Below are 19,329 nucleotides of genomic sequence, written 5' to 3'. Positions count from 1 at the left end.
TGGTCCCTGGTCCCCGGTCCCTAGTCCCGGCCGTTAAAACGGCCAGATATAGTCAAGGAAATTCATCAACCACCCCGGCCGCTGCCGGTCGCTGATGACCCCCTCGCCGGTGTAGGTGATGCGGGCATCGGCGATGAGGCTGGAATTGACCGTGTTGTCCGGCGACACGTCCCGGGGACGCACGGTCCCCTGGAGGATGATGATCTGGTCCTCGTTGTTCACCTTCACGTTGCGCCGCCCCTCGATGAGGAAGTTGCCGTTGGGGAGGACGTCGATGATCTTGGCGCTCATGGTGGCCACGAGATTTTCCTTCCGGGTGGTGGCGCCGCTTCCCCCGAAGGTGGAGTCGGTGCTGGCCCCCAGGAGGTTGCCGAGGTCGGCGCCCGTCAGCTTGCCCAGGATCAGCTTCTGCTTCTCAAGCCCCATGAGGTAGGGAATGCTGGCCGAAATGCTGGCCTTGCGGTCCGTATCGGTGGTGGCCTGCTTGCTGGCGCTGGCGTTCTCGACGATCACGACCGTGATGATGTCGCCCTTCCTGCGGGCCTTGTGGTCCTCGGCGATCCCCGCCGACGCCGCCTGCCAGATGGAGCCGCTGGCGTAGGAGGGCTGGGGCGCCGGAAGCTGTTCATCAAAGGAGGGGGTTCTCACTTCAGCCTTCTCGATGGCGCAGCCGGCCAGGGCAAGACAAAGTATTGACACTGCCAATCGTTTCACTGACAACTCCTGAAGGCCGGGGACCCGGGATCCGGGACCGGGGACCAGTAACACCTAGAAATCCACCTGTACGGTGCCGGCATCAATCACCCGGGCCGGCACTTCCTTGAGGGAGCCGAGGTTCTGGACCATGACGATGTCCCCCTCGGCGCCGTTGCCCCGGGCCTTGCCAGTGGCGGTGAGGCGCATGGCCTGGTTTTCCACGAGAATGGTGACCAACTGGCCGCTCTTGACCAAGGGCACCTTTTCGAGCTGGTCTCCCCGCAGCGGCATATTGGCGCGCACCGGCATCCGGGCCCGCTTGCCAATCACCTCGTCCGCGCTCCGGTAGACCCGCCCCGTAAGAGTCGAGAGGTCGCGCCGCTGTACCGTCACATCGGCGGCGCCGATGACGTCGCCCCGCTCCAGAGCCCGGAGCACCACCACCGTGTCGCCAAGGGCCTCCACCTCCACGGGGACGGAGATGTTCCGCTCCACCCGATCGTTTACCCGGACGATGACGGCCAGATTCGCCTTCCCCCACCCTTCCCACCGGTTCGGAGCGGCCACCTCGAAGCTGACCTCGCCGACGGGGACCTTCAGATCCCCCTGAAAGCCGATCCGCTTCAGGGTCGTCTCCATGCCGAGGCCGTCGGTCTTCTGGCGGACGAATTCGGCGATGGCCGCCTTCACCCGGGCATTGGAGATGGTCTGGAAGGCCGGGGCGGCAAACGCCGCTGTCCCCACAACAAGCACCAGCACTGCTATTACCGCTGCTAATCTCATAGGTGTCTTTCCCGGTCCCCGGTCCCTGGTCCCAGAGCCCCGATTATTACCGCTTGAGGCTGTTGGCCGTCTGGAGCATCTCGTCGGCGGTCTGGACCGCCTTGGAGTTCACCTCGTAGGCCCGCTGCCCCGTGATCATGTTCACCATCTCTTCCATGACGCTCACGTTACTCATCTCCAGGAACCCCTGGGCCGTGGTGCCCAGGCCGTTCTGGCCCGGCGTGCCGGTGGTGGCGTTGCCCGAGGAGTCGGACTCCTGGAAGAGGTTCTTGCCGATGGCCAGAAGCCCCGACGGGTTGGAGAACATGGCCAGCTGGATGTTTCCTACGTTGGTGGGGCTCTTCTGCCCCGCCTGGGAGACGGAAACGGTCCCGTCGTTGCCGATGTTGATGGCTGTGGCGTTGTTGGGGATGACAATCTCGGGGATCAGGGGATAGCCGTCGGAAGTGACCACACGCCCCTGGCTGTCCCGCTTGAAGGCGCCGGAACGAGTGTAGGTGGTGGTGCCGTCGGGCATCTGGATTTGGTAGAAGCCGTCCCCCTCGATGGCCATATCCAGCTCGTTGCCGGTCTGGTTAATGTTACCGATGGTAAAGATCTTGGTGACCGCCGCCAGCTTGGCCCCGAGACCGATCTGGATGCCGGACGGCACCTGTGTGGTGTTGGTGGAGGGGGAACCGGTGGTCTTCATGTTCTGGTACATGAGATCCTGGAAGTCGGCCCGGCTCTTCTTGAACCCCGCGGTGTTGACGTTGGCCAGGTTGTTAGCGACGACGTCGATGTTCGTCTGCTGGGCCTGCATCCCTGAGGCCGCCGTCCACAGTGCTCTGATCATGTTTTTCTCCTTGTATTGTTTCCGTGCGCCCTGGGCGGACGCAGTCCGCCCCTACGAATTACCGGTCCCCGGTCCCGGGTCCCTAGATCTTCCCGATTTCGTTAGCCGCCTTGCCGGTCAGGTCGTCGTAGGCCTTGACCACCTTGGAGCACATCTCGAAGTAGCGGTTCGTCTCGATGAGCTGCACCATCTCCTGGACGGTGTTCACGTTGGACTCCTCGATGGCCCCCTGCATCACCTTCTCACCGGTCACCGGATTGGGCGTGGCCTGGGGGTCGGCCGGCACGAAGAGCCCGCCGCCGAGCTTCTGGAGGGCATAGGGCTTGGGAAAATCGACCACCTCCAGCCGCCCCACCTGGCTCCCGTCCACCAAGACCTCCCCCTTGCCGTTGATGTCCACCTTTCCCCCAGCAATAACGACGCCGCCGGCCACCTGGGCGCCGTCAGCGGTCACGAGCCGGCCGGTCGAATCGAGGCGGAAATTCCCCTGCCGGGTGTAGGCCCGCTGCCCGTCGGCTGTAGTGACGGCGAAGAAGCCGTCACCGTCTATGGCCAGATCGAAGGGGTTGCCGGTCTGCTTCACGGAGCCGGGGGAGTAGTCGGTGAAGAAGGTGGTCTCCGCGAATACCGGTGCATCGGTGCCGCCGCCGGGACGGGGCTGGGCTCCCACCGTCTGGAGCATGCTCTCGAAGGTCATCCGGTCCTTCTTGAAACCAGGGGTGTTGACGTTGGCCAGGTTGTTGGACAGCACATCGAGCCGTTTCATGGCCGCGACGTTCCCCGTGAGTGCCGAATAGATACCGCTGTTCATGGATTCACCTCATGTTCTTCATCTTCGCCCGCAGACGGACGATGGCCTGGCTGTGGAGCTGGGAGATGCGCGACTCGGAGAGATCAAGCACCGCGCCGATCTCCTTCAGGTTCAGTTCCTCGTAGTAGTAGAAGGTGATCACGAGCCGCTCTTTCTCGGGGAGTCCCTCGATGGCCTCGGTGAGCGTATCGAGCATCTGCCGGGCCATGAGCTGGCTCTGGGGATTCTCGACCCCCTTATCCTCCAGGATATCCAGAAGCCCGAAGGGGCTGCCGTCCTCGTCCTCCCACGACTCGTCGAGACTAACGAAGGAGAGGAGGTGAATCTCCTCCAGCATGTGGTGGTAGTCGTCCACGCTGATTTCCAGGGACTTGGCCACCTCTTCGCTGGTTGGGTTGCGGCCGAGCCGGTGCTCCAGCATCACGAACTCCCGCTCCAGCTTCTTGAACTTGTCCCGCAGGGACCGGGTGAGCCAGTCCTGGGAACGGAGCTCGTCGATGATGGTCCCCCTGATCCGCTGTTCGGCAAAGGTCTTGAACTGCACCCCCCGGGATGGGTCGAACCGCTCGGCGGCGGTGATGAGACCGATAACGGCGGCGCTCATGAGATCATCCTGGTCCAGGTGGGGGGGTAACTGGGTCGCGATCCGTCCCACCAGAAATTTCACCAGGGGGAGATGGGTAACGATCAGCTCGTCGCGGGACTGGGCCGACGAACGCTGAGCCTCCTGCTCGTATGCCTTTACCAGACAGTTCATACGTTCTCCATTTCGGCGTCGGCGCTGAGGAATCTCCTGAAGAAGAACTGCACGTTGCCCTTGAGCCGGTGCTCGCCGCCGTTTTCCAGGATCCGCCGGGCCAGGGTGGCGAAGCAGCCGGCGGCGGGGGAGTCGGGCAAGAGTTCGATGACCGGTTTCTGGCTCTTGACCGCCTCGAGGATGGCGTCGTCCCGCAGGACGCACCCCAGATAGTCCAGGGAGATGTCAAGAAACCTGCTCGTCACGTTGGAGAGCTTGGCGAAGACCTGGAGAGCGTCGTCGGTGTCCCGGGCCATGTTGACGAGCACCTTGAAGTAGCGCTCGGAATGCCGCGTGGCCAGAAGCTTGATGAGGGCGTAGACGTCGGTGATGGAGGTGGGCTCCGGCGTCACCACCACCACGATCTCCTGGGAGGCAGTGTTGAAGTAGGCCACGTTCTCGGAAATCCCCGCCCCGGTGTCGACGATGAGGATGTCGAAATCTTCTTCCAGGGCGTCGAGTTCGTCCATGATTTTGACGCGCTCCTGGAGCCCCAGGGAGGTGAAGTCGGGGAGCCCCGACCCGGCCGGGATGATCCGGATGCCCCCCGGCCCCTCGATAATAATCTCCTCAAGCCGCTTTCTGCCGGCAAAGACGTCGTTCAGGGTGTAGTCGGGAGTCAGCCCCAGGAGGACATCGATATTGCCGAGCCCCAGATCCGCGTCGATGACCAGGACCTTCTTCCCCTTGCCGGCCAGGGCCAGGGCCAGGTTGACGACGACATTGCTCTTGCCGACTCCCCCCTTGCCGCTGGTCACGGAGATGACCCTGATTCCCTTCAGGCTCTGCCCTTCAAGGGCACGGGCCGCCGAGGCCTTGCGCTTCTTGTTTACGGAGGTGGCCAACTGCCGGAGGCTGTCTGCCTGATCTCCCGTGGTCGCCGTGACGTTCATTCCTTGATCTCCCCCAGGACAAGCCCGGCTACCCTGCCGGGCGTTGCTATTTCAAGATCCTCGGGCACCCGTTGCCCGGTGGTGAAGTAAGAGAGCGGGAACTTTGTCCGGAGGTGGGCGTTGACGATGGTGCCGTAGCTCTCGCTCTCGTCCAGCTTGGTGAAGATGACGCGGGAGATGGGGAGGACGCCGAACCGCTCCACCACCTCCAGGATCTCCCGGTCACGGGTGGTGGCCGCGAGACAGAGGTGAATCTCGATGGCGAACCGCGACTCCAGGAATCCCTTCAGCTCCTCGATCTTCTCGTTATCCTTGTGGCTTCTGCCGGCCGTATCGATGAGGATCAGCTCCTTGTCGGAGTGGAGCTCGATGGCCGCCTCCAGTTCGGCAGGCGTCGATGCCACCTCCACGGGAACCCCCATGATGCGTGAGTAGGTCTTGAGCTGCTCTACCGCGCCGACCCGAAAATTGTCGATAGTGATGAGGGCGGCCCGGTGATTCTCCCGTAGGGCGTAGTGGGCCGCCAGCTTGGCAATGGTGGTGGTCTTGCCGACCCCCGTAGGCCCCACCAGGGCCACGATCCGCGGGCTGTTCTTCTTGAAGGCCACGGGACCGGCACATTTGATGACGGAGGTGAAGGCATTGGGAAGGAATGAGCGGAGCGCCTCCACGGTCCCCCCCTTCTTGGCCTCGGGCTCCACCTGCTCCATGACCGCCCGCACCGAACCCCGCTCCAGCCCTTTGCGGTGCAGCTCGCTCATGATCACCCGGAGTGTCCCCTTGAAGCCCCCCTTGCCGCCGTCGGCCGGAGCCGCCGCAGGCTTCGCAAGGACTTCAGCCTTCTCGGCGGGGGTTACCCCCTCGCCGGCCTCCTTGGCAGCCAGGGTCTTGAAGAGGAGCTTCTTCATCTCCTCCAGGTCCTGCTTCTGGATCGTCTTGGGCACGGAGTCGGCGGGGGGTGACGGAACGACCTTCTCCACCACAGGAGCGGCGGGCAAGACCTGGGACGCTGCCTGGGCCTTTGCGGCCGTTTCCTTGCGGGTGAGGACCTCGACCCGCTCCCGCAGATCCTTCAGCTCCCGGGCCAGGGGTCCCAGCATGGAGTTCTCCATCATCTCCTTGGCGGAGAGGGTCTCCTCCTGGGCCTCCCGGTAGGGATTCTGGCTCGGTGCCGGCTGCCGGGGCTTCATCTCGATGCCGGCGGTCACCTGCACCACCTCTTTGGAGAAAAACCCGAGGATCCCCCCCCGCTTCTCCTTCTTCGAGGAGATGATCATGGCGTCCGGGCCAAGCTCTGCCTTGACCTTCCGGAGGGCCTCCGACATGTCCACTGCTTCGAATGTTTTAACCAGCATTGAGCGTCACCACCCCTAACGATTGGATTTTGACGTTTGACGGGATCTCGTTGTGCGACAGCACCGCCAGGTTCGGGACGAACCGCTCGGTGAGCTTCTTCACGTGCCGCCGGATGGACGGTGACGCCAGAAGCGTCGGGTTGGTCCCCGCCTGGTTGAACTTCTCGATCTCCTGCCGGATGCCGGAGAGGATCACCTGGGCCGTGTTCGGCTCGATGGCCAGGTAGCTCCCCTGCTCCGACGGCTGAATTCCTTCGGCCACGACCTCCTCCACCCGGCGGTCGAGACTGATGATGCAGAGGGTCTCGTCGTCCCGCTTGTACTGGTCGACGATGTAGCGCCCCAGGGCCTGGCGGGTGAACTCGGTGAGCATCTCCGGGTCCTTGGTGAGCCCGCCGTAGTCGGCCAGGGTCTCCAGGATCGTCCGCAGATCCCGGATGGAGACTCCCTCGCGAAGGAGGTTCTTGATGACCCGGAGCACCGTTCCCAGGTTGAGGAGGTTCGGCACCAGTTCGTCCACCACCTTGGGGAAGCTGGAGGAGAGGTTGTCCAGGAGCTGCTGGAGCTCCTGGCGCCCCACCATCTCGTGGGCATGTTTCTTGATGATCTCGCTGATATGGGTGGCGATGATCGTGGTGCTGTCCACCACGGTGTAGCCGTAGAGTTGGGCCTGCTCCTTCACCTCGGGCCTGATCCAGATGGCCGGCAGGCCAAAGACCGGCTCCGTGGTCCGCACCCCTTCCACCTGGGCGGCAACGGCGCCGGAATCCATGGCCAGGTACTGGCCGGCCAGCTCGCCACCACCCACCTTGGCCCCCTTGATGAGGACGTTGTACTCGTGGGGCTTCAGCTGCAGGTTGTCGTGGATATGGATCGGCGGCACCACAAACCCCATCTTCTGGGCGTACTGGCGGCGGATGGAGCGGATCCGTTCCAGGAGTTCACCCTCCTGGGCCGCATCCACCATGGGAACCAGCCCGTATCCCACCTCAAGCTCCAGCATGTCCAGAGGGCGGATAGCCGCCTGCTCTCCCTCTCCAGCCTCGGCTGCGGCAGGAAGGGCCGCCAGTTCCTCCTCCATCACCTGGGGAGCCTCCTTGGCCATGCGCCCCCCCATGTAGGCCAGTCCCGAGAGGAGGAAGAAGGCGAAGTGGGGAAGCCCCGGAATGAGGCCGAAGGCGAAGAGGACCCCAGAGGAGACGTAGAAGGCCTTGGGATAGTTGAGGAACTGACCGGTGATTTCGTGGCCGAAATTCTTCTCGTCGGCCGAGCGGGTCACGATGATGCCGGCGGCGGTGGAGATGATGAGGGCCGGGATCTGGGCCACGAGCCCCTCACCGATGGTCAGGAGCGTATAATTTGACAGGGCCGTTTCGAGGGGCATCCCGTTCTGCCAGACGCCGATGACAAACCCGCCGATGATGTTCACCAGCATGATGAGGATGCCGGCGATGGCGTCCCCCCGCACGAACTTGCTGGCACCGTCCATGGAGCCGTAGAAGTCGGCCTCCCGCGATACCCGCGACCGGCGGCGGCGGGCCTCCTTCTCGTTGATGAGTCCCGAGGAGAGGTCGGCGTCGATGGCCATCTGCTTGCCGGGCATGGCGTCCAGGGTGAAGCGGGCCGCCACCTCGGCCACCCGGCCGGCGCCCTTGGTGATGACCGTGAAGTTGATGATGACGAGGATCAGGAAGATGACCGCCCCCACCACGAAGTTTCCGCCCACCACGAACTGGCCGAAGGCCTTGATCACGTGCCCGGCCGCGTCGGTCCCCTCGTTGCCGTGGAGGAGGATGAGCCGCGTACCGGCAACGTTCAGGGCGAGGCGGTAGAGGGTAGTGACGAGGAGTACCGACGGGAAGACGGAGAAATCCAGGGGCTGCTGGGTGTAGAGGGCCACCAGGAGGATCGCCAGGGCGATGGTGATGTTGGCGGCGAGAAAGATATCGAGCAGGATCGCCGGCAGCGGCACGATCATGAGGGCCAGGACGCCGATGAGCGCCACGGCCATGTAGATGTCCGAGTTGCTTTTTGCTGGCTGAAGATCCACAACTCCGGCCGCCGGGTGTGCCATAGGGTAAAATCTCCTTGAAAATTCAAGCCCTTTTCGGGCGCACCCATAATTCTGCAACCGTTGTGCCAGATGGAAAAAGGAGATGAGGGGAAAAACGTGGAGAACGTATTGTCCGTGGCGGGCGGGAAAGGCCTAAAGAATTGCGCAGCCATGCCGATAAGAGACATAGCAGGTCATAAGTACGGCATTTTGAAATGTATCGGTCAAGGTTTTGACGGAGGACGGAGGAGAATCACGCTGCCGGCAGGATTATGAGAGGGTGTTCAGATAGAGATCCAGGCGAGACTTGAAGGCACCAAGCGCACCACCGAGATTGTCGATGCCTTCGGCCATCCGCTCCCAGTCAGCCTGAAATCCGTAACTGTGATACACAAAATGCCTGAACTTGCGATAGGGAGCCAGTGCCAGCGCCTGTGCGTCGTCGAAAAGAACCGGCAAGGGAATTAGCGAAGGAGAACAAAACCGCCTGAACAATTCAGAGTGCCAGGTGGCGCCTGAGGGCAACTCCATCCCGTGGAATCTGCTGATGCGCTTGAGTATGTTCTCGACCCCTCCATAAAACTGGGCAAGAAAAGCTGCGGCGGCTGTCTTCTCACGAACAGTAGGCTCCCTTCCAGCCCTATACTGATCTCTCCCCGCAGTTCATCGGCAGTCACAGCAGTACACGCCCTCTTTTCTCAACGAGCTCGGTAAACCGCGTCGGGGGGGTCAACGGTACGACATCAAACGGCGTGTGGAGTTCCTCTTCAAGGCGGGCTGCAAGCTCATACAGCTTCCAGCCTCGCACCCCGTCGCAGGCGATATCGATATCCCGGGCAGCTTCTGGGTTGTCGACAGCACTGCGGAAAAGGATAATGCGCGTGGCACCGTACGACTGAGCCAGTTCCTTGATTTTTTCGTACTGTTCCTGCCGTATCGCCATAAAGAAATCCCACTACCTATGGATGTTGGAACGCTGTGATTATACCGAAGCCGATAGGTATCGCAAGAATAAGAATCGCCTGACCCCTTGCCTCAGTAATACTCCTCCCCATACTCCGGCACCTCGTCCAGATATCCCGGAATCCCCTCAAGATGGGCAACCGCTTCCTCAACGGAAGCGATGAGCCGCTCCCGGTCCTTGGGATAGCTCCCGGCCAGCTCCAGGAAATTGGAGACGTGGTTGGAACGGAGAATGGTTCGCTGGGGGGAGAGGTGCGCCAGCAGCTCCTTCGCCTCGGCCAGCAGCTCCCGGCGGGTGCACTGGTCCAGGGTGTCGACGAACTCCTCGTTGTGGCGGCGGAAAAGGGTGAGGAGCGAGAAGAACTCGGGATTCACCCGGTTCACCCAGGCGGCCGTGCCCCGCGCATGATCGAGACTCCGCCCCCGGCCCGCCACCCCCAGGATGGCAGTAACCGACAGCTTCATCCCCGCTTCCCGGGCCTTTAGGGCCTCCTGCGCCATCTTCTCCGCCGTAAATCCCTTGTTCACCGCCGCAAGCGTCGCGTCATCCCCCGACTCCAGCCCGAAGTAGACGATCCGCAACCGCTTCTCCCGTAGCATCCGCAACTCATCCACACTCTTGGTGGTGAGACTGTTGGGCGAGGCGTAGGAGCCGACCCGCGTGAGGTTCGGGAACGTGGCGGCGAGCCGGTCGAGGATGGCGCAGAGCCCCTCGAAGGGGTAAACCAGGGCATCGCCGTCGGCCAAAAAGACCCTATCCACATGGAGACGGTACCGGCCCGGGATGCCGTCGATCTCGGCGAAAACCTCCTCCACCGGCTTCAGAGCAAAGCGCTTCATCTTGTACATGCCGCAGTAGGCGCAGTGGTTCTGGGAGCAGCCGATGGTGATCTGGAAGATCAGGCTGCGGGCCTCGCTGGGTGGGCGGAAGACGGGTTCGATGTAGGTAGGCATGGGGAGGTTCCTTAACCATTAGTTTTAGTGCAGAGTCAATTGTTCTCCACTTTATTCACTCAACAGGGGGTGAAAGTCAACTGTCCAGCACTTACTGAGCAAAATACAGGAAGTGGTGCAGCTACAGGCCTTGCCAACCTTTCAGGAACTTCATTCCTCTGTGCGCCCGGGAATTATTGGCGAAATCGGGTAAAATGGTAAAAAACGACCGGAAGCGATCCGCTGTCGGTCACGGCTGCAGGGAGGTGGCGATGAGTCTCAAGGGAAAGACAGCGATCGTAACCGGCGCCGGCCGAGGTCTCGGCCGCGCTTCCGCCATGGCGCTGGCGCGTGAGGGGGCTGATCTGGTGATCTTGAGCAGAACCCCCAAGGAACTGGAGGAGACCGCGACGCTCGTCATGGAAGCGGGGGGAACGGTGGTGATCCAGGAGGGTGACGTGGCGAACCCCGCGGACGTCCGGCGGGTGGTAGGGACCGCGGTCGAGACGTTCGAATCGGTCGACATCCTCATGAACAATGCGGCAGTCATCGGCCCGGTCCGCGCCCTCCATCAGCTGGCCCCGGAGGAGTGGGCGTACGCCATGGCCGTCAACCTGACCGGCCCCTGGCTCTTTGCCCGGGAGGTCATCCCCCACATGATCCGCCAGAAGCGGGGGAAAATCATCAACGTCATCTCGGGGCTGGGCGAAATCGTCATCTCACCCTTCGGGGCCTATGCCATCGCCAAGGCGGGGCTCATCCACATGACGCGCTACCTGGCCGAGGAGTTGAAGGTCCACAACATCCAGGTGAACGGCCTCGACCCGGCGGTGATGGACACCCGGATGCAGGAGGATATCCGCGGCCTCGGGCCGGCGGTTCTTGGTCCCGATGTCTTCGCCGACTTCACGGCCATGAAGGATCGGAAAGAGCTCCTCCCGCCCGAACGGGTGGCGCGACTGGCGGTCTTTCTCGCCTCGGCGGAGTCTGACCGGGTAACGGGAGAAAACGGAACCGTGAGCCATTTCCGCACGTTCGGCTACCGGTATTAGGTAGGGAAACAAAAACACGAAGGATGCGGGTAATGGCCGCACAGGAGGTAACGCCCCATGAAACCGACCGAAGGGATGCTGAGACGAATAGAAGCCGCCTTTGAACGGGAGCCCCGGATCAATCTCCACGCCTACCCCCTCCAGATGGAGATCGACGACGGGATATTGACCCTTGAGGGGGTGACGGAGAGCGTGGCGGCCAAAAAGCTCGCCCTGGAACTGGCCGCCGCGGAGCCGGGCGTGGCAGGGATCGTGGACCGGCTACGGGTGGAGCCTGCCGAGGCCATGGAGGACGAGGATATCCGCAACCACGTCTGCGACGCCTTCGTCCAGGAGCCGGCCTTCGCCGACTACGCCATCCGCGCCTTTTCCTTCGGCGCCTGGGAGACGGTGCGCAGTGCCCCGCGGGAGCCGACCGGGGTCATGGAGGTGGAGGTGGCCGATGGCATTGTCACCCTGAACGGCACCGTCGGCAGCCTCTCCCACAAGCGCCTGGCCGGGGTCCTGGCGTGGTGGGTGCCGGGAAGCCGCGACGTGGTGAATGGGCTGGAGGTCTCTCCACCCGAAGAGGACAACGGCGACGAGGTAATCGACGCTGTCCGTCTTGTCCTGGAGAAGGATCCCTTCGTCAACGCATCCCAGATCCGGGTAAGCTGCCGCGACTGCGTCGTCACCCTGGAGGGGGTGGTGCCCAAACCGAAAGAGAAAGAGATGGCCGAGGCCGATGCGTGGTACGTCTTCGGGGTCGACCGGGTGGTGAACAGGCTGGAGGTGCGGGAATAAGGCTCCTACCCGCCAAGGGCCAGACGACACGTTTGCCAGGGCCGCGCAGCCTCCGCCGCTCCCCGCCTTCCAATCAAGGCTTGACAGCATGATCCCGATTCACTAATCTGTGAAAAAATTCAGTTAACACTGTTAAGCATTATGACATTGCGCGAACGCAGACAAAAACACAAGGCGCAGTTCCGCCAGGAGATTCTCGACGCATCCAGGGAGCTTTTCTCCCAGATCGGGTACGAGCGGTTCTCCATGCGTAAGCTTGCGGCCAAAATCGAGCACTCTCCCACAACCATCTACCTCTATTTCCGCGACAAGGATGATCTCCTCTATTCTCTCTGCGAAGAGCTTTTCGCCAAGCTGTTCCAGAGCTACCAGGACATCTCGCGGGGAGAGAACGACCCGCGGCAGGTGTTGCGTCTTTGCCTCCTGAGGTATATCGAGTTCGGGCTGGCGAATCCCGGCCACTACAAGGTCGCCTTTTTCACGAGTCCCGTCGTCTATGGGTCGCCCACGGAATTCCTGCAAAAGGACAGCATGGGACGGCGCACCTACTTTCATATCCTCCGGACCGTAGAAGAGACCATGGCGGCCGGCATGCTTCGCCCCATGGACGCGGACCTCCTCGCGCAGACAGTATGGGTCGCGGCCCACGGAGTCGTGACATCGCGAATTTACTCCGCCGATTTCCCCATGGTGGACGCCGTCCTCCAGGCAGAGACGCTGGTGGACGGGCTGCTCGCCGGTTTCAGCGTGAAAAATTTTTTTGGCACAAATATTTACACTGTTAACTAAAAATACCACAGTTAACATTTCGCCACTCAAGGGAAAGGATGCACGAATGGCAAAGGGAATTCTCAACAAGTTTGCCGTGATCGCCGGCAACAAGAACGCCGGACTGACGGCCGAGGAAGAATGCACCGTCGTCGCACCCATAAAAGAGGTCTCGGGAAAGGCCGTCCACTGTCGTCAGGCCGTCAAAATGGCGGAGGAGTATCTGCTGGCGCTTCAGAATCCAGAGGGGTACTGGGTCTTTGAACTGGAGGCGGACGTCACAATACCGTCGGAGTACATCATGCTTCAGCGGTTTCTCGGCAGGGAGATTTCTCCGGAACTGAGGATGCGGCTGGAGAATTACCTCCTGGACAGGCAATTGCCCGACGGCGGCTGGCCCCTCTACGCCGTGGACGGATTCGCCAATATCAGCGCCACGGTCAAGGCCTATCTCGCCCTCAAGGTGCTGGGGCACTCACCCCAGGCACCCCACATGATACGCGCGCGCATCATGGTCCTCAGCCTCGGCGGCGCGGCCAGGTGCAATGTGTTCACGCGTATCCTTCTGGCCCTGTTCGGCCAGCTCCCCTGGCATACCCCACCGGCAATGCCCGTGGAGATCGTCCTTCTGCCACAGCGGTTTTTCTTTCATTTGAGCAAAGTCTCCTACTGGTCGAGAACCGTCATCGTCCCCATGCTGCTGCTCTACGCCAAGCAACCCGTCTGCCGGTTGCGGCCCGAGGAGGGAATTCCCGAACTGTTCAACACACCGCCCGACAAGCTGCGCAACCTTGATGGCTTTCAGTCGGGGCGCTGGCGGAAAAACGCCTTCATCATCATTGACCGCCTGCTCAAGCGTTTCAACCGTTTCATCCCTTCCGCCATTCATCGGAAGGCCATGGCCGAAGCAGAGCACTGGACAAGATCCCGCATGCAGGGAAGCGGCGGGATCGGCGCCATTTTCCCGGCCATGGCCTATGCGGTCATGGCCCTCCGCGTGCTCGGATGCAGGGAAGACGACCCCGACTATGTACGGGGGATGCAGGCCATCGACGACCTCCTCCAGCATCGCACTCCCCAGGAAGCTGATTCTCCCCGCACGGGCGGACCGTGCATCGACAGCGGCACGTCGGCGGCTTTTGCCTTCGATCCCTCTCCCCACGCGGCAGCGGACGGCAGAGGGAACAGCAGCATCTGCCAGCCATGCAATTCCCCGATCTGGGACACCTGCCTAAGCCTTTCGGCGCTCATGGAAGCAGGCATGCCGGCGAGCCACCCCGCAGCGAAACAGGCCGTTGAATGGCTGTTATCCCAGCAGATTTTCTCACCAGGAGACTGGTCGTTGAAGGCTCCTGATCTGGAGGGGGGCGGATGGGCTTTCCAGTTCGAAAACACCCTCTATCCCGACCTGGACGACACCTCGAAAGTCATCATGTCGCTTCTCCGTGCCGGAGCGCTGGAGAATGGGCTCTACCGCGACCGGGTGGCCCGCGGCGTGAATTGGGTACTCGGGATGCAGAGCAGTGACGGAGGGTGGGCAGCCTTCGACATCGACAACAACTACCACTACCTGAATGATATCCCGTTCGCCGACCACGGGGCGCTCCTCGACCCGAGCACCTCGGACCTGACGGGACGCTGCATCGAGCTTCTCTCCATGGTCGGTTTCGACAGGACGTTTCCCCCCATCGCGCAGGGGATCGGTTTCCTGCGCTCGAAGCAGGAAGGGAGCGGCGCCTGGTTCGGCCGATGGGGGGTAAACTACATCTACGGTACGTGGTCGGTGCTGTCCGGCCTCAGACAGGCAGGGGAAGATATGCAGCAGCCCTATATCCGCAGGGCAGTGGGATGGTTGACGTCATGCCAGAACCACGACGGGGGATGGGGAGAAACCTGCTATTCCTACGACGATCCTTCGCTGGCCGGCCAAGGGGAGAGCACCCCGTCTCAGACGGCCTGGAGTCTCCTGGGGCTCATGGCCGCCGGAGATGTTCACAGCCTGGCCGTCCGGCGTGGCGTGCGCTACCTGCTCGACCACCAGAATCAATGGGGAACCTGGGAGGAGAAACATTTTACCGGTACCGGATTCCCGAGGGTCTTTTACCTGCGCTACCACGGGTACCGCCACTACTTTCCCCTGTGGGCGCTCGGCGTCTATTCACGGCTCAGCTCGGGACAAAAGACCCGCCAGGAGGAACGCCGCCATTCATCGCCCGGCGATCTCCATCTCCCTTGGCTGGAGAGAATCGGAAGACGATAGCGGTCTCACCGGGGAGGGGTCGCCTTCAGATACTCCCGCCTGAGCCGCTCGGCGTCGGCGCTGGCTATGACATCCCACGGCAGCATCTCGTCGAGGGGGATGGTCCGGTGGACCAGGAAGTCGGTGTCGACGGGAAATTCCCGGGCCGCCCGCTTCCAGTTCCCCAGTTCCGCGGCGCGGAGGAGGAACCCCGAGAGCCGCCGGTCCCCTCGGGAGAGGAGGGCCTGGAGCCAGGCATCCTTGGGGCTCTCGGCAATGAGCCGGACGTTTGACAGCCTCCCCACCGTCTGCTGGAGGTACTTGAGCTTTTTCTCCAGGGAGGGGGTATCTTCCATGCCGCACCACTGGAACGGTGTGAACGGCTTGGGGACAAAGGGGTTCACGGAGAGGATGATCTCACCGAGCCGCTTGTTTTTCCGCGCCGCGGCAATGACCCGCTTGCGGATCTTCTCCACGAGGAGGGCCATCTCCTCCAGATCGTCCATGGTCTCGGTGGGGAGGCCGATGATGAAGTAGAGCTTCAGGTTCAGGATATCATGGCCGATGAGGAGATCGCAGGCGGCCAGAATCTGCTCCTCGGTCAGGTTCTTGTTGATGAGGTCCCGTATCCGCTGGCTCCCCCCCTCGGGGGCCAGGGCCACGGTCTTGTGGCCGCTCGCCTTGAGCACCTCGATCATCCCCTCGTCGAGGCGGTCGATTCGCAGCGACGACACCGACACCGTTCCCCCCTCCGCCAGGATGTGCCGGCAGAGTTCACCGATCTCCCGAAAATCCGAGACCGCCGCCCCCACGAGCCCGATCTTGCGCCGGTGGCTGAGTCCTTCGGCAACGGCGGCCTTCACCGCGTCGAGGGAGCGCTGCCGGTAGGGATGGTAGATGAAGCCGGCGGCACAGAAGCGGCACCCCCGCCCGCACCCCCGGGAGACCTCAACCAGATACATGTCGGAGAACTCGGTGCCGGGCGTCAAAATCTCGGACACCGTGGCCCGCCCGTCGGGCTCGGCCATCCAGATACGCTTCACCTGCTCCGGCGCCCCGTCCTTCGCCTCCCGCGACACCAGGCGGGCGCCGTCATACTCCGTCGCGTAGAGAGACGGCACGTAGATACCGGGAAGCCCCGCGACTCCTGCAAGAAACATTGCGCGGTCCCCAATCCCGTCGGCGCGAATGTGGTCCAGAAACGTCGGCAGAATCGCCTCCCCCTCCCCCACGACAATGAGATCCAGGAAATCAGCCACCGGCTCCGGATTCAGAAAGAGGGCCGCCCCGCCCCCCATGACGAGGGGATGGGACCCTGTCCGTTCAGCCGCCAGGGCCGGGATCCCGGCCAGGTCGAAGATGACGGGGATGTTCAGGTAGTCGCTCTCGAAAGAAACCGAAAAAGCAATAATATCGAAGGAGGAAAGTGGTTCCTGGGACTCCAGGGAGAGGAGCCGGGCGCCGCTGCGGCGGTATTCCCGCAGATCGTCCGGGTCGGGGAGGAAAGCCCGTTCACAGAGGATGTCGGACTCGGCGTTCAGCAGCGCATGGACCGCCTGGAAGCCGAGGTTGCTCATGGCCACGCCATAGCGGTTGGGATAGACGAGGCAGACGGTCAGTTTCCCGCCACGCCGCTTGGGTGAATTCCCCTCTTCCTGGGCAAGGATACGGCGGTATTTTTCAATGATTTTCCACGACATTGTCAAAAGGTACCACGGGGAAGGAGGTTTCAGAAAGGAGAAAAAAGGCCCGGCCCCCCTGGAGGGGGTAAGTGGGGAGCCGGGAAATTGAAATTGAAAGCAATGACTGAAACGAAGGGGGAAAGGGCGCGCCGCAGGGCTACGGGCTCCACGGCACGCCCCGCATTCAACTAATCGACCGACTTCCTCAGGAACGTCGGAATGTCGTACTGGTCCTCCTCATCGGAGAAGAACCCCTTCTGCCGGTTGTAGGAGGGTTCCCGCTGCTGCTTTTCCCGGATAAAGGTGGGAATCTCCCGGTTCACTTCCTGGCGGCCGCCGAGGGGGGTGACGGTCTTCAGCTCCTGGCGCTGCTTCTCCACATCGAAGCGGTCGCCGAACCCGGTGGCGATGGCGGTCACCTTGAGCTGATCCCCCAGGGTCTCGTCGATGGTGACGCCGATGATGATGTTGGCGTCCTCGTGGACCTTCTCGTGGATGGTCCGGTTCACCGCCTCGAACTCGTCCATGGTCATGGAGGCGGAACCGGAGATGTTCACCAGAACCCCCTTGGCGCCGGAGATGTCCACGTCCTCCAGGAGCGGGCTGGAGATGGCGCGCAGGGCAGCTTCCACCGCCCGGTTCTCGCCGGCGGCGATGCCGATCCCCATCATGGCCATGCCGCGCTCGCTCATGATGGCCTTCACGTCGGCGAAGTCCACGTTGATGAAGCCGCTCGTGGTGATGAGATCGGAAATACCCTGGACCGCCTGGCGGAGCACGTCATCGGAGGGCTTGAAGGCGTCGAGGATCGACATGGACTTGCCGGCCAGCCCGATGAGCCGGTCGTTGGGGATGACGATGAGGGAGTCCACGTGCTTCTTCAGCTCCTTGATGCCGTCATCGGCCTTGGCAAGGCGCTGCTTCCCCTCCCGGGAAAAGGGTTTGGTGACCACGCCGACGGTGAGGGCGCCCGCTTCCTTGGCCACTTCGGCGATGATGGGTGCCGCGCCGGTGCCGGTGCCGCCCCCCATGCCGGCGGCGATAAAGATCATGTCCGCACCCTTGAGGGTTTCGGCCAGCTGCTCCCGGTCCTCCAGGGCCGCCTCGCGCCCCCGGCACGGATCGGCCCCGGCCCCGAGTCCCTTGGTGAGCTGCCGTCCGATCTGGATCTTGATGGGCGCCTTGGAGATGCGCAGGGCCTGCACGTCGGTGTTGGCCACGGCGAAGTCAACCCCGCCGACCTGGCTCTCGATCATGGTGTTGACCGCATTCCCCCCGCTGCCGCCGACGCCGATGACCTTGATCTTGGCACACTGATCGATGCTTTCGTCGAATTCGAACATACCCTACCCCCTTTTTCCTTTCATGATGTGTTTGGTTGTCATTGCAATACAGAACAATACATGAATGCGAACAATACGCTCCGGTTACTAGAAAAACTCTCCGAACCACTCCTTCATCCGCCGGGAGACCCGCCGGAAGAGGTTCTCGTCAGTCTGGGCCGTGGGGAACTCACGGATGCCGACGTTCTTGCTCCCGTAGACCACAAGCCCGACCCCTGTTGCGTAGACCGGCGAGTTGACCACGTCAACGAGGCCGCCGATCTGCTGCGGCATGCCGCGACGCACCGGCAGGTTGAAGACCTGCTCGGCCAGTTCCGGCATTCCCTCCAGGATGGTGGTGCCGCCGGTGATGACCACGCCGGAAGCGATGAGGTCCTCGAAGCCCGATTTCATGATCTCGCGGTTGACCAGGGTGAAGATCTCCTCCACCCGCGGCTCCAGGATCTCGGCCAGAAGCTGCCGGGAGAGAACCCGCGGCTTGCGCCCCCCCACGCTCGGCACCTCGATGGTTTCTTCCTTCCCCACGAGAGATGCCATGCAGCAGCCGTACTTCTGCTTGATCTTCTCCGCCTCGGCCATGGGGGTCCGGAGCCCAACGGCGATGTCGTTGGTCAGGTGGTTCCCCCCCAGGGAGAGGACCGAGGTGTGCTTGATGGCGCCGTCCACGAAGATGGCGATGTCGGTGGTGCCGCCGCCGATGTCGACCAGCGCCACCCCCAGCTCCTTCTCGTCGGCCGACAGGACCGCCTCGGAGGAGGCCAGTTGCTCCAGGACGATGTCGGCCACGTCGAGGCCGGCCCGGTTGCACGCCTTCACAATGTTCTGGGCGCTGGCCACGGCGCCGGTGACGATGTGGACCTTGGCTTCGAGCCGCACCCCGCTCATGCCGAGGGGCTCGCGGATGCCATCCTGGTCATCGATGATGAATTCCTGGGGAAGGATGTGGATCACCTCCCGGTCCATGGGTATGGCGATGGCCTTGGCCGCATCGATGACCCGCTTCACGTCTTCGGAGGTCACCTCGCGGTTCTTGATGGCGATCACCCCCTGGGAATTGAATCCCTTGATGTGGCCCCCGGCGATCCCCGCATAGACGGAGCGGATCTCGCAGCCAGCCATGAGTTCCGCCTCGGAGACCGCCTTCTTGATGGACTCGACCGTGCTCTCAATATTGATCACGACACCCTTACGCATCCCCCGCGACGGGCTGCTGCCGATCCCAACGATGTCGATGCCGTCCTCCGTGACGTTGCCGACGATGGCACAAATCTTGGTTGTGCCGATATCGAGCCCGACGATCAGGTTATCCCTTCGTGCCGACATAGTGTTTCCCCCTCCCCCGCT

At 62.4% G+C, this 19,329-nt stretch carries 18 protein-coding genes and 1 pseudogene; 5 read left to right on the top strand and 14 right to left on the bottom strand.

Annotation, left to right across the window (positions count from 1 at the left end; all coding sequences use genetic code 11):
* Positions 1–33: 33 nt before the first annotated feature.
* The 8 genes from GMET_RS02165 to flhA form a co-directional block, all read right to left on the bottom strand.
* A complete protein-coding gene (locus GMET_RS02165; RefSeq protein ID WP_004512405.1) occupies positions 34–714 on the bottom strand; it encodes a flagellar basal body L-ring protein FlgH in 681 nt (226 codons plus the stop codon).
* Positions 715–768: 54 nt separating this feature from the next.
* Positions 769–1,479: a flagellar basal body P-ring formation chaperone FlgA gene (flgA, locus tag GMET_RS02160; RefSeq protein WP_004512404.1), complete on the bottom strand. Its 711-nt coding sequence runs from the start codon at positions 1,477–1,479 to the stop codon at positions 769–771.
* 46 nt (positions 1,480–1,525) lie between these two features.
* Positions 1,526–2,314: a flagellar basal-body rod protein FlgG gene (gene flgG, locus GMET_RS02155; RefSeq protein WP_004512403.1), complete on the bottom strand. Its 789-nt coding sequence runs from the start codon at positions 2,312–2,314 to the stop codon at positions 1,526–1,528.
* 82 nt (positions 2,315–2,396) lie between these two features.
* Positions 2,397–3,125: a flagellar basal-body rod protein FlgF gene (gene flgF / locus GMET_RS02150; RefSeq protein WP_004512402.1), complete on the bottom strand. Its 729-nt coding sequence runs from the start codon at positions 3,123–3,125 to the stop codon at positions 2,397–2,399.
* Between the two features lie 4 nt (positions 3,126–3,129).
* Entirely contained in the window at positions 3,130–3,882 is a 753-nt protein-coding gene (locus GMET_RS02145) for a FliA/WhiG family RNA polymerase sigma factor (RefSeq protein WP_004512401.1), read from the bottom strand.
* On the bottom strand, positions 3,879–4,814 hold the full coding sequence (locus tag GMET_RS02140; RefSeq protein WP_004512400.1) for a MinD/ParA family protein: 936 nt from the start codon (positions 4,812–4,814) through the stop codon (positions 3,879–3,881). The genes GMET_RS02145 and GMET_RS02140 overlap by 4 nt, the downstream gene beginning before the upstream one ends.
* Positions 4,811–6,169, bottom strand: a complete 1,359-nt coding sequence (flhF, locus tag GMET_RS02135; RefSeq protein WP_004512399.1) for a flagellar biosynthesis protein FlhF — start codon at positions 6,167–6,169, stop codon at positions 4,811–4,813. The genes GMET_RS02140 and flhF overlap by 4 nt, the downstream gene beginning before the upstream one ends.
* A complete protein-coding gene (gene flhA / locus GMET_RS02130) occupies positions 6,159–8,243 on the bottom strand; it encodes a flagellar biosynthesis protein FlhA (protein WP_004512398.1) in 2,085 nt (694 codons plus the stop codon). The genes flhF and flhA overlap by 11 nt, the downstream gene beginning before the upstream one ends.
* Positions 8,244–8,312: 69 nt before the next feature.
* On the opposite strand from flhA, the gene GMET_RS18720 reads away from it, so the two are divergent.
* Positions 8,313–8,498 (top strand): hypothetical protein, encoded by a 186-nt coding sequence (locus tag GMET_RS18720; protein ID WP_138983408.1) that lies wholly within the window; start codon positions 8,313–8,315, stop codon positions 8,496–8,498.
* On the opposite strand, the pseudogene GMET_RS19225 reads toward GMET_RS18720, so the two are convergent.
* The 3 genes and pseudogenes from GMET_RS19225 to GMET_RS02115 all read right to left on the bottom strand — a co-directional run.
* A pseudogene (locus GMET_RS19225) lies at positions 8,493–8,816 on the bottom strand (hypothetical protein); the annotation flags it as partial. The gene GMET_RS18720 and the pseudogene GMET_RS19225 sit on opposite strands and share 6 nt — an antisense overlap.
* Positions 8,817–8,895: 79 nt before the next feature.
* The gene (locus tag GMET_RS02120) at positions 8,896–9,165 is read right to left on the bottom strand and encodes a nucleotidyltransferase family protein (RefSeq protein WP_004512396.1); all 270 of its coding nucleotides are present in this window, start codon (positions 9,163–9,165) and stop codon (positions 8,896–8,898) included.
* A 92-nt stretch (positions 9,166–9,257) separates the two neighbouring features.
* Positions 9,258–10,139 carry a radical SAM protein gene (locus tag GMET_RS02115; RefSeq protein ID WP_004512395.1) on the bottom strand — a complete coding sequence of 294 codons (882 nt, stop codon included), beginning with the start codon at positions 10,137–10,139 and terminating at the stop codon, positions 9,258–9,260.
* Positions 10,140–10,390: 251 nt separating this feature from the next.
* On the opposite strand from GMET_RS02115, the gene GMET_RS02110 reads away from it, so the two are divergent.
* From GMET_RS02110 to shc, 4 genes are all read left to right on the top strand, one after another.
* On the top strand, positions 10,391–11,170 hold the full coding sequence (locus tag GMET_RS02110) for an SDR family NAD(P)-dependent oxidoreductase (RefSeq protein WP_004512394.1): 780 nt from the start codon (positions 10,391–10,393) through the stop codon (positions 11,168–11,170).
* 57 nt (positions 11,171–11,227) lie between these two features.
* The gene (locus GMET_RS02105; RefSeq protein WP_004512393.1) at positions 11,228–11,953 is read left to right on the top strand and encodes a BON domain-containing protein; all 726 of its coding nucleotides are present in this window, start codon (positions 11,228–11,230) and stop codon (positions 11,951–11,953) included.
* Between the two features lie 141 nt (positions 11,954–12,094).
* Positions 12,095–12,742 (top strand): TetR/AcrR family transcriptional regulator, encoded by a 648-nt coding sequence (locus GMET_RS02100; protein WP_011365665.1) that lies wholly within the window; start codon positions 12,095–12,097, stop codon positions 12,740–12,742.
* A gap of 46 nt (positions 12,743–12,788) precedes the next feature.
* Entirely contained in the window at positions 12,789–14,981 is a 2,193-nt protein-coding gene (gene shc / locus GMET_RS02095; protein WP_011365664.1) for a squalene--hopene cyclase, read from the top strand.
* Between the two features lie 5 nt (positions 14,982–14,986).
* On the opposite strand, the gene GMET_RS02090 is transcribed toward shc, so the two are convergent.
* The 3 genes from GMET_RS02090 to ftsA all read right to left on the bottom strand — a co-directional run bounded on the left by GMET_RS02090 (position 14,987) and on the right by ftsA (position 19,308).
* Positions 14,987–16,660, bottom strand: coding sequence for a radical SAM protein (locus GMET_RS02090; protein WP_004512390.1), 1,674 nt, complete (start codon positions 16,658–16,660; stop codon positions 14,987–14,989).
* Positions 16,661–16,830: 170 nt separating this feature from the next.
* Positions 16,831–17,985, bottom strand: a complete 1,155-nt coding sequence (gene ftsZ, locus GMET_RS02085; protein ID WP_004512389.1) for a cell division protein FtsZ — start codon at positions 17,983–17,985, stop codon at positions 16,831–16,833.
* Positions 17,986–18,072: 87 nt separating this feature from the next.
* On the bottom strand, positions 18,073–19,308 hold the full coding sequence (gene ftsA / locus GMET_RS02080) for a cell division protein FtsA (protein WP_004512388.1): 1,236 nt from the start codon (positions 19,306–19,308) through the stop codon (positions 18,073–18,075).
* Between the last annotated feature and the right edge of the window lie 21 nt (positions 19,309–19,329).

Origin of the sequence: Geobacter metallireducens GS-15, from assembly GCF_000012925.1 — a bacterium.
In the GTDB taxonomy this organism is placed as follows: Bacteria; Desulfobacterota; Desulfuromonadia; order Geobacterales; family Geobacteraceae; genus Geobacter; species Geobacter metallireducens.
The sequence above is the reverse complement of the archived record's forward strand: the minus strand, read 5'-3'. Positions and strand labels throughout refer to the sequence as shown.

Bases quoted from the DNA above. Each gene is read 5' to 3' on its own strand.
- flgA (WP_004512404.1), bottom strand. From the start codon at position 1,479: ATGAGATTAGCAGCGGTAATAGCAGTGCTGGTGCTTGTTGTGGGGACA.
- flgG (WP_004512403.1), bottom strand. From the start codon at position 2,314: ATGATCAGAGCACTGTGGACGGCGGCCTCAGGGATGCAGGCCCAGCAG.
- flgF (WP_004512402.1), bottom strand. From the start codon at position 3,125: ATGAACAGCGGTATCTATTCGGCACTCACGGGGAACGTCGCGGCCATG.
- GMET_RS02145 (WP_004512401.1), bottom strand. From the start codon at position 3,882: ATGAACTGTCTGGTAAAGGCATACGAGCAGGAGGCTCAGCGTTCGTCG.
- GMET_RS02140 (WP_004512400.1), bottom strand. From the start codon at position 4,814: ATGAACGTCACGGCGACCACGGGAGATCAGGCAGACAGCCTCCGGCAG.
- flhF (WP_004512399.1), bottom strand. From the start codon at position 6,169: ATGCTGGTTAAAACATTCGAAGCAGTGGACATGTCGGAGGCCCTCCGG.
- flhA (WP_004512398.1), bottom strand. From the start codon at position 8,243: ATGGCACACCCGGCGGCCGGAGTTGTGGATCTTCAGCCAGCAAAAAGC.
- GMET_RS18720 (WP_138983408.1), top strand. From the start codon at position 8,313: ATGGAAAAAGGAGATGAGGGGAAAAACGTGGAGAACGTATTGTCCGTG.
- GMET_RS02120 (WP_004512396.1), bottom strand. From the start codon at position 9,165: ATGGCGATACGGCAGGAACAGTACGAAAAAATCAAGGAACTGGCTCAG.
- GMET_RS02115 (WP_004512395.1), bottom strand. From the start codon at position 10,139: ATGCCTACCTACATCGAACCCGTCTTCCGCCCACCCAGCGAGGCCCGC.
- GMET_RS02110 (WP_004512394.1), top strand. From the start codon at position 10,391: ATGAGTCTCAAGGGAAAGACAGCGATCGTAACCGGCGCCGGCCGAGGT.
- GMET_RS02105 (WP_004512393.1), top strand. From the start codon at position 11,228: ATGAAACCGACCGAAGGGATGCTGAGACGAATAGAAGCCGCCTTTGAA.
- GMET_RS02100 (WP_011365665.1), top strand. From the start codon at position 12,095: ATGACATTGCGCGAACGCAGACAAAAACACAAGGCGCAGTTCCGCCAG.
- shc (WP_011365664.1), top strand. From the start codon at position 12,789: ATGGCAAAGGGAATTCTCAACAAGTTTGCCGTGATCGCCGGCAACAAG.
- GMET_RS02090 (WP_004512390.1), bottom strand. From the start codon at position 16,660: ATGTCGTGGAAAATCATTGAAAAATACCGCCGTATCCTTGCCCAGGAA.
- ftsZ (WP_004512389.1), bottom strand. From the start codon at position 17,985: ATGTTCGAATTCGACGAAAGCATCGATCAGTGTGCCAAGATCAAGGTC.
- ftsA (WP_004512388.1), bottom strand. From the start codon at position 19,308: ATGTCGGCACGAAGGGATAACCTGATCGTCGGGCTCGATATCGGCACA.